The organism is Aeromonas sp. 75A (genome assembly GCF_051919425.1).
Taxonomy (GTDB): Bacteria; Pseudomonadota; Gammaproteobacteria; order Enterobacterales; family Aeromonadaceae; genus Aeromonas; species Aeromonas veronii.
Map to the genome: position 1 here is coordinate 2173465 of NZ_JBQBES010000002.1, position 12185 is coordinate 2185649.

Consider the following 12185-nt stretch of genomic DNA (forward strand, 5'->3'; position numbering starts at 1 on the left):
GGGAAATAGGGTTTGGCTGGCGGCCTTACTTGGCAGCGTAGTCCAGCACTTCGATGGTGTGGTTGCCGTTGGTGAAGACGCAGATGTCGCCCGCAATCTTGAGGGACTTCTCGACAATGGTCCTGGCATCCAGCTCGGTGTTTTCCAGCAGCGCGATGGCGGCGGACTGGGCGAAGTTGCCGCCGCTGCCGATGGCGATGAGATCGTGCTCCGGCTGCACCACGTCACCGTTGCCGGTGATGATGAAGGATTTGTGTTCGTCGGCCACGGCCAGCAGCGCTTCGAGGCGGCGCAGGGCGCGATCGGTGCGCCAATCTTTGGCCAGCGCCACGGCGGCGCGCTCCAGATTACCCTGATGGGCCTGCAGTTTTGCTTCGAAACGTTCGAGCAGGGTGAAGGCGTCGGCGGTACCGCCAGCGAAACCGGCCAGCACCTTGCCGTTATAGAGACGATGAACCTTGCGGGCGTTGCCCTTCATGACGGTGTTGCCAAGAGAGACCTGGCCATCGCCACCGATGACGACCTGACCGTTGCGGCGAACTGAAACTATGGTAGTCACTTTACTTACCTCGCTTGAGCCGAATGACGGCCTGACTGTGCATGGCAAGAAAGATGGGGATGGCAAACGGGCTTTTCAACCCTGCCTTTGGTCGGGGTAAACGGGGTAGCAAACAGGGTGGGTGCGGGTGGCACCAAAAGAACAGGGCCGGGTGTTGCCATCCGGCCCTGCGTCATCGGTAAGCGGATTACCCTTTCTTGGGAATGCAGCCGCTGATGCCGGAGCTCTGCAGCTTGCTGTTGGCCGCGTCGGCGGCCGCCTTGCCGTTGAAGGGGCCGACCATCACCTTGTAGACGGTGCCGTTGGCGCCATTGATCACCTGCAGGCTGGAGGAGAGGCCGGCGGTGAAGGCGATACGTGCCTTGAGCGACTCTGCGGAATCCTGCGAGCGCAGGGCGGCGCACTGCATCATATAGCGACCGCTGTCGGCGGCTGCGGTCTGGGCTGGCGGAGTGGCCGCTTTGGCCTTGGCCGCTTCGGCCCGCTCCCGTTCCAGCTCGGCGCGGATCTCCCGCTCCATCCGTTCCCGTTCGGCCTTGCGGTCGATCACCTGCTCTTGCGCGCTGGCAACCGGTGCACCCGAGGTGGAAGGGGTGGTCGCCGGATTGGGCTGATAGGGCTTGGGCTGGCCGATGGGTGTTCCCGGTTGGGGAATGTCGGTCGGCACCGGCTGCGGCAGTTTTTCCGGTTGCAGGGTCATGGTATCTGCCGGTGGTGGCGGCAGCACACCCGGCTGGGTCGGCGGCTCTATGATATCGACCTGCTTGTTCTCAAGCCGTTCGATGTAGCTCCACTTCTCCTGAGGCAGCCCGTTATTCTGCGCTTTTGGCTTGTTGGCCTTTACCTGCTCCTCAATGGTGGGGGCATCGTTGCCCTTGCCATTGATCATGTAAAGGAAGCCACCAAAGCCTGCCAGCAGTGCCACGACCAGCAGCACTGGAATAACAGGAAAGCGGCGAGGGGCCGCTTTCTTGGTATTGCGGCCACCCGCCCGACGTCGCGGGCGGCTGCCGACATAATCCCGGGTTGCCATCTATTACATGCGCTCCAGGGTATGGATGCCCAGTACGCCGAGGCCCAGCTTCAGCACCTTGGCGGTGGCGGCGCACAGCAGCAGACGGCTCTGACGGGTTGCCTCGTCCACGCCATCCTTGTTGATCGGGCAGGCTTCATAGAAGGTCATGAAGTTGCCGGACAACTCGTACAGGTAGGTACAGAGCAGGTGCGGCATGCCTTTGTCGGCCACGCCGTTGACCGCGTCGGAGAACTGGATCAGCTTCTGGGCCAGCACCTCTTCGGCCTCTTCGTTCAGGGTCACGTTGCCGGTCAGCGTTTCGGCATCGATGTTGGCCTTGCGGAAGATGGACTGGATACGGGTGTAGGCGTACTGCAGGTAAGGGGCAGTGTTGCCTTCAAAGGAGAGCATCAGATCCCAGTCGAAGATGTAGTCGGTAGTACGGTTCTTGGAGAGATCCGCATACTTGACCGCGCCCATGGCGATGGCGTTGACCACGTTGGCCTTCTCTTCGGCAGAGAGGTCGCTGTTGCGGCTCTCCAGCAGGGCGGCGGCGCGCTCTTCCGCTTCGTTCAGCAGGTCAACCAGCTTGACGGTACCACCGGAGCGGGTCTTGTAGGGACGACCATCCTTGCCCAGCATCATGCCGAAGGCGTGGTGCTCGAGGGGGACGGATTCCGGCACATAGCCCGCCTTGCGGGTGATGGTCCAGGCCTGCATCAGGTGCTGGTGCTGACGTGAGTCGATGAAGTACATGACACGGTCGGCGCCCAGGGTTTCATAACGGTATTTGGCACAGGCGATGTCGGTGGTGGTGTAGAGGAAACCGCCATCGCTCTTCTGGATGATGACGCCCATGGCCTCGCCATCCTTGTTCTTGAACTCGTCCAGGAAGACAACGGTGGCGCCTTCGCTCTCGACCGCCAGCCCCTTGGCTTTCAGGTCGGCGACGATCTCCGGCAGCATGTCGTTGTACATGGACTCGCCCATGATGTCCTTGTTGGTCAGGGAGACATTCAGGCGGTCGTAGTTGATCTGGTTCTGTTCCATGGTCATGTCGACCAGCTTCTTCCACATGGTACGGCAGTACTCGTCGCCGCCCTGCAGCTTGACCACGTAGTTACGGGCGCGCTCGGCGAAGGCTTCGTCTTCGTCGTAGCAACGCTTGGCCTGGGTGTAGAAGGCTTCCAGATCCTTGAGCGCCATGTCGCTGGCGTGCTCGTTGGACATTTTCTCCAGATAGGCGATCAGCATGCCGAACTGGGTACCCCAGTCACCGATGTGGTTGGCGCGGATCACTTTGTGGCCGAGGAATTCCAGTGCGCGCGCGGCCACGTCACCGAGTACGGTGGAGCGGATGTGGTGCACCGCCATCTCTTTGGCCACGTTGGGGGCGGAGTAGTCCACCACCACGGTTTGTGGCGCGGGCAACCGTACGTTGGCGTTGGCAGAGGTCACCATGGCCTCGACCTGACCGGCCAGCCAGCGCTGGTCGAAGAAGAAGTTGATGAAGCCGGGACCGGCGATCTCGACCTTGGCGATCAGGTCGGAGGCAGGCAGGTGCTCGATGATGGCAGCCGCCAGCTCACGGGGATTTTTGCGGGCCGGTTTGGCCAGCAGCATGGCCAGGTTGGTAGCCAGGTCGCCGTGAGCTTTTTCCTTGCATCGGTCTACTTGCACGCGGGCTTCCAGGTCCGCCGGCAGGACGCCTGCTGACTTGAGATTGGCTACCGTTTGTTCAAGTAGATGATGAATATGCTCTTTCATAACTGACCACCAAGGTTGCGCGTCGAAAAATGACTGATATATAAGGGCGTGAATTTTACCCGCATCGGCTCGAGAAAACTATAGGGATGACCCGCAGCTCGCTGTCGGGCGGATATTTCACTGCGTTTGGCGCCATATTCCAGAATATTGGGCGGAAATTACGGTGCTTATCCATTTCTACTGCATATCGAAGCGGCTTGTCCAGGCTATTTTCCCCTGATTGTTAAGGGTTTTTCCTTTCCGCTGACGGGAATGATCTCCTCCCTCTGGCCCGGCGTATCAACAGAGGTTCCCAACCGAGGAGTTTGCGATGCGACTGGCGCTGTTTCCCCTATCTGCCCACCTGCTGCCCGGCGGCGTCATGCCGCTGCGGATCTTCGAACCGAGATACCAGCGGATGATCGCCGAGGCGGGGGAGTCCGGCTTTGCCCTCTGCATGGTGGACCCTCGCCAGCCCGACGCCCTGCGCAACATGCTGCCCATCGCCACCCGGGTCACCATCATCGATTTCGACCGGCTGCCGGACGGCATGCTGGGGATCACGGTGCAGGGGATGGAGCGGGTGCAGATAGAGGATCTGTGGCAGGAGCAGGATGGCCTGCGTATCGGCGAGGTGACGCCGCTGACGGCCTGGCCGCCCCGCCGGCTCCATCCCGATCAGCAACCGCTGGTCGAGGCATTGCGGGAGGTGTTTGCCGACTATCCAGACTATGCCGCCCTCTATCCCGCCCCCCGCTGGGACGATGGTAACTGGGTGGCCCAGCGCTGGCTGGAGGTGCTGCCGATCCCCCCTGAACAGAAACAACTGCTGCTGGCCGCCGCCGACAATCAGCCCGCCATCGCCCTGCTCAAGGGGGTGCTGGTGGCCAGCCACTGATTTTTTCTGACCCGCTGATCCGCCAGCGCCGCAGCGCCGTAAAAGTCATCACCACAGCATGTTCGACAGCACACCAAAGGGATGGCGCAATGGCATATACTGGCCAACCACACTCGACCATACGCAGGACTTCGCCCGTGATGGATAACCCGGATGGCGACCTCAAATCTCTGCTGATCAGGGTGGCAGAGCAGGCCGACAAGGCTGCTTTTGCCCGCCTGTTCCAACACTTTGCGCCGCGTATTCGCAGTTACGGCCTGCGCCACCTCGGCAGCGAAGCCAACGCCATGGAGCTGGTGCAGGAGACCATGCTGCTGGTGTGGCAGAAGGCGCGCCTCTACCACCCCGAGAAAGGGGCGCCGACCACCTGGATCTACACCGTGATGCGCAACCAGTGCTTCGACATGCTGCGCCGTCGTCGTGCCAGCAAGGAGGATCTCTGTGCCGAGGAGTTGTGGCCGGTGCTGGAGTTTCAGGCCGAAGAGGAGCATCTGAGCGGGGGTGAGGATGCGGTGCTGACCCGTCAGATGGCCCACTATCTGGGCACCCTGCCGGAGCCGCAACAGCAGGTGGTGCGCGGCATCTATCTGCAGGAGTTCTCCCAGCAGGAGCTGGCGGAGCGCCTTGGCGTGCCGCTCGGTACCATCAAGTCCCGCCTCCGGCTGGCGCTACAGAAACTGAAAGAGCAAGTGGAGCAAGGCCATGATTAAAGCCCATCCGACCGACCCTATGCTGCGTGCCTTCGCCGCCGACGAGCTCCCTCTGCCGCTGGCGGTGGGGCTCTCCGCTCACTGTGAACTCTGCCCCGATTGTGCTGCCCGACTGAAGACATTCGAAGAGGAGCTGGCGCAGCAATATCTTGCTTCGCCAGCAGAGCCCGAGGTGGACTCCCGCGATGAAGTGGGACTGGACGCCGGATTCGACGCCATGCTGGCGGATATTCTGGCCCAGCCGCTTGCAGAGCCCCTCTCCGAGCCAACATATGACCAGCCCCGAGCCCAGCCCGGCGAGCTGGAGGTGGCCGGTCAGGCCTACCGTTTGCCACGGGTGCTGGCCCGTTATCGTTCGCCCAAGTGGCGCCATATCGGGGCCATTCGTCAACAGAGTCTGCCGCTGGACGAGATGGGGGCTCGCGCCAGCCTGCTCCATATCGAAGCGGGCGGTCGCATCCCCGAGCACACCCATCAGGGATATGAGCTGACCTTGCTGCTGGCTGGCAATATTCAGGATGGCGATACCCTTTACAAGGCGGGAGATTTCATCTGGCGCGATGCCAGCCACTCCCACAGCCCGCATACGCCCGATGGCTGCCTCTGCTACACGGTACAGGATGCGCCGGTGCAGTTCACCAAGGGGCTGTCGCGGCTGCTGAACGGCATCAGCCAGCACCTCTACTGAGCACCATGATGCCATAGAAAAAGGGACCATATAGGTCCCTTTTGTCATTTCATTGCAGGCTGCCGGTCAGGCGACAAACACCAGATAGACGGCGAATGCCACGATAAAGCGGTAGATGGCGAACGGGATGAAGTCGATGCGGCGGATCAATGTCAGGAAGGTCTTGATCGCAAACATCGCTACCACGAAGGCGGTGATAAAGCCCACTGCAAACATCGGGAAGTCGGCCATCGAGAGGAAATCGCGGCTCTTGTAGAGATCCAGCCCGCTGGCCGCCACCATCATGGGCACTGCCATGATGAAGGAGAACTCGGCGGCGGCGTGACGGCTGATCCCCATCAGCATGCCACCACTGATGGTGGCGCCGGAGCGGGAGAAGCCGGGCCACAGGGCCAGACACTGGAACAGACCGATGCCGAACGCCTGCTTGTAGCTGATGTCATCCAGGGTTTCAGCTGTGACGGCCGGGCGGAACTTCTCGGCGATGATCAGCAGGATGCCCCCCGCGACCAGCGCGTACATGACGGTCTGTGGGCCAAACAGGTTGGCCTTGATCCAGCTGTGGATGGCCAGACCGACCACGATGGCGGGCATCATGCCGAGGATGACATGCACCAGCGACAGGGTCGCGTGATCCCGGGACGGCTTCTGGCCGAAGTGAATGCCAATCAGGCCAAACAGGCGGCGCCAGAAGACGGCGACCACGGCGAGGATGGAGCCCAGCTGGATCACCACTTCGAAGGTGGCGGCCTTGGGCCCTTCAAAGCCCAGCAGATGGCCGACGATAATCATGTGGCCGGTGGAGGAGACGGGGAGGAACTCGGTCAGCCCCTCGACGACGCCCAGAATAAAGGCGACCAGCAGGCTATAAGTGTCAGTCATCGAACAAACAATCCTTAACTTCGTTGATGTAAAAACGCCCCGAAAGGGTCTCGGGGCGGCATATCTTGCTCGATTGTGACTGCTGAGGCTATGTAAAAATCATGAATTCTTTAAGTTAGTCGCGGATAAAGCGGTAGCGGGTCTGGTGGTGATAACGCTCGCCCGGCAGCAGCCAGGGGTTGCCCAGCTCGGGGCGATTGGGGCTGTCCGGTAGCTGTTGCGCCTCAAGACAGAAGCCGTCGTGATCCCGGTGCGACAGGCCGCTGCGGTTCGGGGTATTGGCCAGCCAGTTGCCGCTGTAAAACTGCAGCGAGGGTTGGTTGGTATAGACCTCCATCGCCAGCTGCCTGTCCCCTGATACCACGCGAGCTGCCCACTTCTGCTCCGGTCCATTGAGCACAAAGGCATGATCGTACCCCTTGGCCTGTTGCTGCTGGGAATGGCTCAGCCAATCCTGTCCGACAAGACGCTCGCGGCGCAGATCGAACGGCCCCTCCACCGGGGTGATGGCGATCGGCAAACCGCTCGGGTCGGTCGGCAGGAAGTGGTCGGCATTGATGCTGATGAGGTGGTCACGGACATCTTCGCCATCGGTTTGCCCATCGAGATTGAAGTAGGCGTGGCTGGTGAGGCTGATCGGCGTAGCGGCATCCGTGCTGGCGATGAAATCCACCACCAGATCGCTCTGCTCCAGCCGGTACTCCAGGGTGACCCGCAGATTGCCGGGAAAGCCCTGATCCCCCGCCCGGGAGAGCAACGCCAGCTTGACCCGATCCGCCTCCAGCTCCCTGATTTGCCAGCGCTGGCGATGAAAGCCAGCCTGCCCGCCGTGCAGACAGTTGGGTGCCTGATTGGCATTCAGCGGCCAGTGCTGTCCATCACGCACCAGCTCAGCACCGCCGATGCGGTTGGCAAAGCGTCCTGCCACCGCACCCAGCCACACCTGCTGGGTGGGATAGGCGTCGTCGGCACAGCCCAGCAGCACTTCACGCCGTTTACCCGCCACCGGCAGGGTTAGGGAGGTGAGGGTGGCGCCGAAGTCGAGGCCGCGCAGCCACAGCCCCTCTTCATTTTCCAGCTCGAACGGGGTCATGGCGCTGCTCATAGCTTGCCTGCACCGGCGCTGGCGCGGCAGACGTAGCAGTCGGCCTTGAGGCCCGAGATGGCCGGATACTCTGCCTCGACGGCAGCGATCACCTCGGCCACCTTCTCCGGGCGCAGCAGGGCGACCACGCAGCCGCCGAAGCCGCCGCCGGTCATCCGCACGCCGCCATCGGTACCGATCCTGGCCTTGATGATCTCCACCAGACCGTCGATGGCGGGCACTGTGATCTCGAAATCATCGCGCATGGCGGCGTGCGACTGCGCCATCAGTTCGCCGAGACGGGTCAGATCGTGGCTCGCCAGTGCATCGGCCGCCGCCAGGGTGCGGGCGTTTTCACCGACGATGTGGCGGGCACGACGATAGCAAGCATCATCCAGCCCGGCCTTGCCCGCTTCCAGTCCGGCCAGATCGAGGTCGCGCAGCGCCTTGACTCCGTAGTGACGGGCGGCCGCTTCGCACTGCTGGCGGCGGGTGTTGTATTCGCTGTCCACCAGACCGCGACGCACATTGGAGTTGACGATCAGCACCGCCAGATCCGCAGGCATGGGGATGAGGCGAGTCTCCAGCGAGCGGCAGTCGAGCAGCAGGGCATGATCGGTTTTGCCGCTGGCGGAGATCATCTGATCCATGATACCGCAGTTGCAGCCGACGAACTGGTTCTCCGCCTGCTGACCGTTGAGGGCGATCTCCGCCTGGCTGATATCGAGCCCCAGCGCCTCTTTGAAGGCCTGGCCGATGGCCACTTCCAGCGAGGCGGAGGAGGAGAGTCCCGCCCCCTGCGGCACGTTGCCGGAGACCACCAGATCGAGGCCGCGCAGGGCATAGCCGCGCTCCTGCAGATACTTCACCACGCCACGGATGTAGTCGCTCCAGCGCTGGCTGGGGTGGTGCTCGATAGGCTGGTCTAGGTCGAACTGGTCGCGCTGGTTGTCGTAGTCGGCGGCGATCACCTGTACTTGCCGGTCATCGCGCAGACCGATGGCGACGCAGGTCTCGTAGTCGATGGCGCAGGGCAGCACGAAGCCGTCGTTGTAGTCGGTATGTTCACCGATGAGGTTGACGCGGCCGGGGGCGCGCACCAGCAGATCGGGCGCTTTGGCAAATTGCTCGGCAAAAACGGTGCTGACGCGTTGGCTCGGGGTCATAGGGCCTCCTCATTGGTTTGATTGGTCTGGTTGTAGTGAATGGGGCTCAGCGCGCGCAGCCGCTCGGCGGCCTGCTCCGGAGTCAGGTCGCGCTGGGTTTCGGCCAGCATCTCGAAGCCGACCATGAATTTGCGCACGGTGGCGGAGCGCAGCAGCGGCGGATAGAAGTGGGCATGCAGTTGCCACGCCTCGGGGCACTCCGACTTGGGCGGTGCAAAGTGCCAGCCCATGGAGTAGGGGAAGCTGCACTCGAACAGGTTGTCGTAGCGGCTGGTGAGCTCCTTGAGCGCCACTGCCAGATCCTGTTGCTGGGCCTGGGTCATATTGAGCATGGAGGGAACGTGCGCCTTGGGCAGCAACAGGGTTTCGAACGGCCAGGCGGCCCAGAAGGGGACGACGGCAAGCCAGTGCTCGGTCTCTACCACGATGCGAGAGCGATCCGCCAGCTCCCGCTCCACATACTCCAGCAGCATGGGGCGGCCATGCTCGGCCAGCCAGCCGCGCTGGTGCTGCTCTTCGCGGGCGATCTCGTTGGGCAGGAAGTTGCTGCCCCAGATCTGGCCGTGGGGGTGCGGGTTGGAGCAGCCCATGACGGCCCCTTTGTTTTCAAACACCTGCACCCATTCCCACTGGGCTGACAGCTCGGCGACCTGATCCATCCAGGTGGTGATCACCCCTTCGATGGCGGGCAGTGGCAGCTCGGGCAGGGTCTTGCCGTGATCCGGCGAGAAGCAGATGACCCGGCTGGTGCCGCGGGCGGCTTCCAGCTTGAGCAGGGGATCGCTGGCGCTATCGGCGGCCGGGGTATCCTGCATCAGGGCGGCGAAGTCGTTGGTAAAAACGAAGGTGCCCTTGTAGTCGGGGTTGATGTCACCGGTGACCCGGGTGTTGCCCGCGCAGAGGAAGCAGTCGGGATCGTGAGCCTGTTTGGGGGCCTGACTCACCTTCTCCACCTGTCCCTGCCAGGGGCGTTTGGCCCGGTGGGGCGAGACCAGCACATACTGGCCGGTCAGCGGGTTGAAGCGGCGATGGGGATGATCGACGGGGTTGAACATCATCTCTCCTGAATAAGGTATTGAAAAATAGGGTCGTCTATTAACAGGGAGCAGGCAGGCCTACTCCTCGTAACCGTTCGGATTGGCGGATTGCCAGCGCCAGCTGTCGGCGCACATGGCGTCGATGTTGCGGGTCGCCTGCCAGCCCAGTTCACGCTGCGCCTTGGCCGGATCGGCCCAGCAGGCGGCGATGTCGCCCGGGCGGCGCGGTTCGATGCGAAACGGCAGCGGCTTGCCGCAGGCATTGGAGAAAGCGGCGACCAGCTGCAACACGCTCTGGCCCTGGCCGGTGCCCAGGTTGTAGGTGTGCACGCTACCCTTGCCGGCGCAGTGTTGCAGTGCCTTGACGTGCCCCTCGGCGAGATCCATCACGTGGATGTAGTCACGTACGCCAGTGCCATCCACAGTTGGGTAATCGTTTCCAAAGACAGACAGGCAGTCGCGACGGCCGATGGCCACCTGAGTGATATAAGGCATCAGGTTGTTGGGGATGCCCTGCGGGTCTTCCCCCATGGTGCCCGATTCGTGGGCGCCGACCGGATTGAAGTAGCGCAGCAGGGTCATGCTCCAGTGGGGCTCGGCCAGCTGCAGATCTTCGAGGATCTCCTCGATGATCAGCTTGGATCGTCCGTAGGGGTTGGTGGCGCTGCGAGGGAAATCCTCGCGGATTGGCAGGCTGGCGGGATCGCCGTAGACGGTGGCCGAGGAGCTGAACACCAGATTGTGCACCCCGGCCCGCTTCATCGCCTGCAGCAGGGTGAGGGTGCCGCCGAGGTTGTTCTCGTAGTAATCCAGCGGAATGCGGGTCGATTCACCGACCGCTTTCAGGGCGGCAAAGTGGATCACTGCGTCGATCTGCTGCTCGGCAAAGATCTGGTCAAGCAGGGCCGCATCGCGAATATCCCCTTGATAGAACACGGGTTGCTGGCCGCTGATGGCGGCGATTCGCGCCAGCACGCTGCGCTTGCTGTTGCCGAGGTTGTCGACTACCACGGGATTCATGCCTGCCGCTTGCAAGGCCAGACAGGTATGGCTGCCGATATATCCGCAACCGCCGGTGACCAGAACGTTCATCTTGCTCTCCACTGAAAAAGTGTCTGGAAGGAGTCTAGCCGAGGGTGTGGTGGCCAAACTGTGAGCTCGCTTGCAAAACAGTGTAAACGATTACACTGTTTTTGTGATCATCCTGACGGCAGATATTTATTTCACCCCTGTTTTCAATGGGTTTGCTGGGTATAATGGTGCTCTATTGCACAGTGAAATAAGTGAAAACAGCATGAGCACCATCAAGGATGTCGCCCGTTTGGCCAATGTGTCGGTGGCAACGGTTTCACGGGTGATGAACAACTCCCCCAAGGCCAGCGCTGCGTCTCGCGAAGTGGTGCAGAAAGCCATGGCCGAACTGGGCTACACCCCCAACGCCAACGCGCGGGCACTGGTCAGCCAGACCTGTGACACCATGGGGGTGGTGGTGGGTGACGTGGCCGATCCCTTCTTCGGTGCCCTGGTGAAGGGGGTCTCGGGCGTAGCCGTCGAGCAGAACCTCCACCTGCTGATGGGTAACGGTTTTCACAAGGCGCGGCAGGAGCGCGAAGCGATCGAGCTGCTGATCGGCAAGCGCTGCGAGGCGCTGGTGGTGCACAGCAAGGCGCTGAGCGACGAAGAGCTCTGCGATTACGCCATGCGGGTGCCCGGCATGGTGCTGATCAACCGCGATATTGCTGCCCTCAAGGGGCGCTGTATCGCCCTCAATAACCGACTGGGGGCGGCTACGGCGACTCGCCACTTGATCGAGCTGGGTCACCGCCATATCGCCTTTATCAGCTCTGATCACGCCATCGAGGATGCCACCTTGCGCCTGCAGGGCTATCAGGATGGGCTGATGGAGGCGGGTCTGGCCGCCGATCCCGAGCTTATCGAGAGCGGTACGCCGAACGAGGAGGGGGGGGAGCGCGCCATGCTCAACCTGCTGGCCAAGGGGCTCAAGGTGACCGCAGTGGTGGCTTATAACGATGCCATGGCGGCCGGTGCCATCTCGGTGCTGGCGGATAACGGCCTGCGGGTGCCGGAGGAGGTCTCGGTGGTGGGCTTCGATGACATCATCTATGCCAGATACCTGAGACCCAAGCTCTCCACCATGCGCTATCCCATCGAGCTGATGGCGGCCCAGGCGGCCAAGCTGGCCATTCAGCTGGCGGCGGGGGAGAGTGAAGCGACTCAGAGCCGGATCTACACCCCCACCCTGATCAATCGCCACTCGGTGGCACCGGTTCGGGCCGGATAGTCCCCTTTTGCGGCCCTGTTCGGGGCCGTTTCTTGCACGGTTATTGTTTTACCTATTTTTAATCATTTTTACTCCGCTTTACTTAACAAAATCAGTGT

Annotated in this window: 12 protein-coding genes; 4 read left to right on the plus strand and 8 right to left on the minus strand. The window is 62.0% G+C overall.

From position 1 onward, the window contains the following. Nucleotides 1-25: 25 nt before the first annotated feature. The 3 genes from hslV to argS all read right to left on the minus strand — a co-directional run bounded on the left by hslV (nt 26) and on the right by argS (nt 3341). The gene (hslV, locus tag ACTG2T_RS09985) at nt 26-559 is read right to left on the minus strand and encodes an ATP-dependent protease subunit HslV (RefSeq protein WP_005342555.1); all 534 of its coding nucleotides are present in this window, start codon (nt 557-559) and stop codon (nt 26-28) included. A gap of 187 nt (nt 560-746) precedes the next feature. Next, on the minus strand, nt 747-1592 hold the full coding sequence (locus ACTG2T_RS09990) for an SPOR domain-containing protein (protein WP_005340771.1): 846 nt from the start codon (nt 1590-1592) through the stop codon (nt 747-749). A 3-nt stretch (nt 1593-1595) separates the two neighbouring features. Then, the gene (gene argS / locus ACTG2T_RS09995) at nt 1596-3341 is read right to left on the minus strand and encodes an arginine--tRNA ligase (RefSeq protein ID WP_005355547.1); all 1746 of its coding nucleotides are present in this window, start codon (nt 3339-3341) and stop codon (nt 1596-1598) included. A gap of 310 nt (nt 3342-3651) precedes the next feature. On the opposite strand from argS, the gene ACTG2T_RS10000 reads away from it, so the two are divergent. From ACTG2T_RS10000 to ACTG2T_RS10010, 3 genes are all read left to right on the plus strand, one after another. Continuing rightward, nucleotides 3652-4218: an LON peptidase substrate-binding domain-containing protein gene (locus tag ACTG2T_RS10000; protein WP_101530424.1), complete on the plus strand. Its 567-nt coding sequence runs from the start codon at nt 3652-3654 to the stop codon at nt 4216-4218. A 140-nt stretch (nt 4219-4358) separates the two neighbouring features. Further along, nucleotides 4359-4928, plus strand: coding sequence for a sigma-70 family RNA polymerase sigma factor (locus tag ACTG2T_RS10005; protein WP_005355542.1), 570 nt, complete (start codon nt 4359-4361; stop codon nt 4926-4928). Beyond that, nucleotides 4921-5616 carry a ChrR family anti-sigma-E factor gene (locus ACTG2T_RS10010; protein ID WP_236368155.1) on the plus strand — a complete coding sequence of 232 codons (696 nt, stop codon included), beginning with the start codon at nt 4921-4923 and terminating at the stop codon, nt 5614-5616. The genes ACTG2T_RS10005 and ACTG2T_RS10010 overlap by 8 nt, the downstream gene beginning before the upstream one ends. Nucleotides 5617-5682: 66 nt before the next feature. On the opposite strand, the gene bacA is transcribed toward ACTG2T_RS10010, so the two are convergent. The 5 genes from bacA to galE form a co-directional block, all read right to left on the minus strand. Further along, nucleotides 5683-6498 carry an undecaprenyl-diphosphate phosphatase gene (gene bacA, locus ACTG2T_RS10015; RefSeq protein WP_005355537.1) on the minus strand — a complete coding sequence of 272 codons (816 nt, stop codon included), beginning with the start codon at nt 6496-6498 and terminating at the stop codon, nt 5683-5685. 115 nt (nt 6499-6613) lie between these two features. After that, nucleotides 6614-7603, minus strand: coding sequence for a galactose-1-epimerase (galM, locus tag ACTG2T_RS10020; RefSeq protein ID WP_330125294.1), 990 nt, complete (start codon nt 7601-7603; stop codon nt 6614-6616). Then, nucleotides 7600-8748 carry a galactokinase gene (galK, locus tag ACTG2T_RS10025; RefSeq protein ID WP_330125293.1) on the minus strand — a complete coding sequence of 383 codons (1149 nt, stop codon included), beginning with the start codon at nt 8746-8748 and terminating at the stop codon, nt 7600-7602. The genes galM and galK overlap by 4 nt, the downstream gene beginning before the upstream one ends. Next, nucleotides 8745-9803: a UDP-glucose--hexose-1-phosphate uridylyltransferase gene (locus ACTG2T_RS10030; protein WP_330125318.1), complete on the minus strand. Its 1059-nt coding sequence runs from the start codon at nt 9801-9803 to the stop codon at nt 8745-8747. The genes galK and ACTG2T_RS10030 overlap by 4 nt, the downstream gene beginning before the upstream one ends. A 60-nt stretch (nt 9804-9863) precedes the next feature. Next, nucleotides 9864-10877, minus strand: coding sequence for a UDP-glucose 4-epimerase GalE (gene galE, locus ACTG2T_RS10035; RefSeq protein ID WP_330125292.1), 1014 nt, complete (start codon nt 10875-10877; stop codon nt 9864-9866). A gap of 202 nt (nt 10878-11079) precedes the next feature. On the opposite strand from galE, the gene ACTG2T_RS10040 reads away from it, so the two are divergent. Further along, nucleotides 11080-12087 (plus strand): substrate-binding domain-containing protein, encoded by a 1008-nt coding sequence (locus tag ACTG2T_RS10040; RefSeq protein ID WP_330125291.1) that lies wholly within the window; start codon nt 11080-11082, stop codon nt 12085-12087. Nucleotides 12088-12185: the final 98 nt, after the last annotated feature.

Excerpts from the sequence above, each read along its gene's own strand:
- ACTG2T_RS09990 (WP_005340771.1), bottom strand. The coding sequence starts at position 1,592 with ATGGCAACCCGGGATTATGTCGGCAGCCGCCCGCGACGTCGGGCGGGT.
- argS (WP_005355547.1), bottom strand. The coding sequence starts at position 3,341 with ATGAAAGAGCATATTCATCATCTACTTGAACAAACGGTAGCCAATCTC.
- ACTG2T_RS10000 (WP_101530424.1), top strand. The coding sequence starts at position 3,652 with ATGCGACTGGCGCTGTTTCCCCTATCTGCCCACCTGCTGCCCGGCGGC.
- ACTG2T_RS10005 (WP_005355542.1), top strand. The coding sequence starts at position 4,359 with ATGGATAACCCGGATGGCGACCTCAAATCTCTGCTGATCAGGGTGGCA.
- ACTG2T_RS10010 (WP_236368155.1), top strand. The coding sequence starts at position 4,921 with ATGATTAAAGCCCATCCGACCGACCCTATGCTGCGTGCCTTCGCCGCC.
- bacA (WP_005355537.1), bottom strand. The coding sequence starts at position 6,498 with ATGACTGACACTTATAGCCTGCTGGTCGCCTTTATTCTGGGCGTCGTC.
- galM (WP_330125294.1), bottom strand. The coding sequence starts at position 7,603 with ATGAGCAGCGCCATGACCCCGTTCGAGCTGGAAAATGAAGAGGGGCTG.
- galK (WP_330125293.1), bottom strand. The coding sequence starts at position 8,748 with ATGACCCCGAGCCAACGCGTCAGCACCGTTTTTGCCGAGCAATTTGCC.
- ACTG2T_RS10030 (WP_330125318.1), bottom strand. The coding sequence starts at position 9,803 with ATGTTCAACCCCGTCGATCATCCCCATCGCCGCTTCAACCCGCTGACC.
- galE (WP_330125292.1), bottom strand. The coding sequence starts at position 10,877 with ATGAACGTTCTGGTCACCGGCGGTTGCGGATATATCGGCAGCCATACC.
- ACTG2T_RS10040 (WP_330125291.1), top strand. The coding sequence starts at position 11,080 with ATGAGCACCATCAAGGATGTCGCCCGTTTGGCCAATGTGTCGGTGGCA.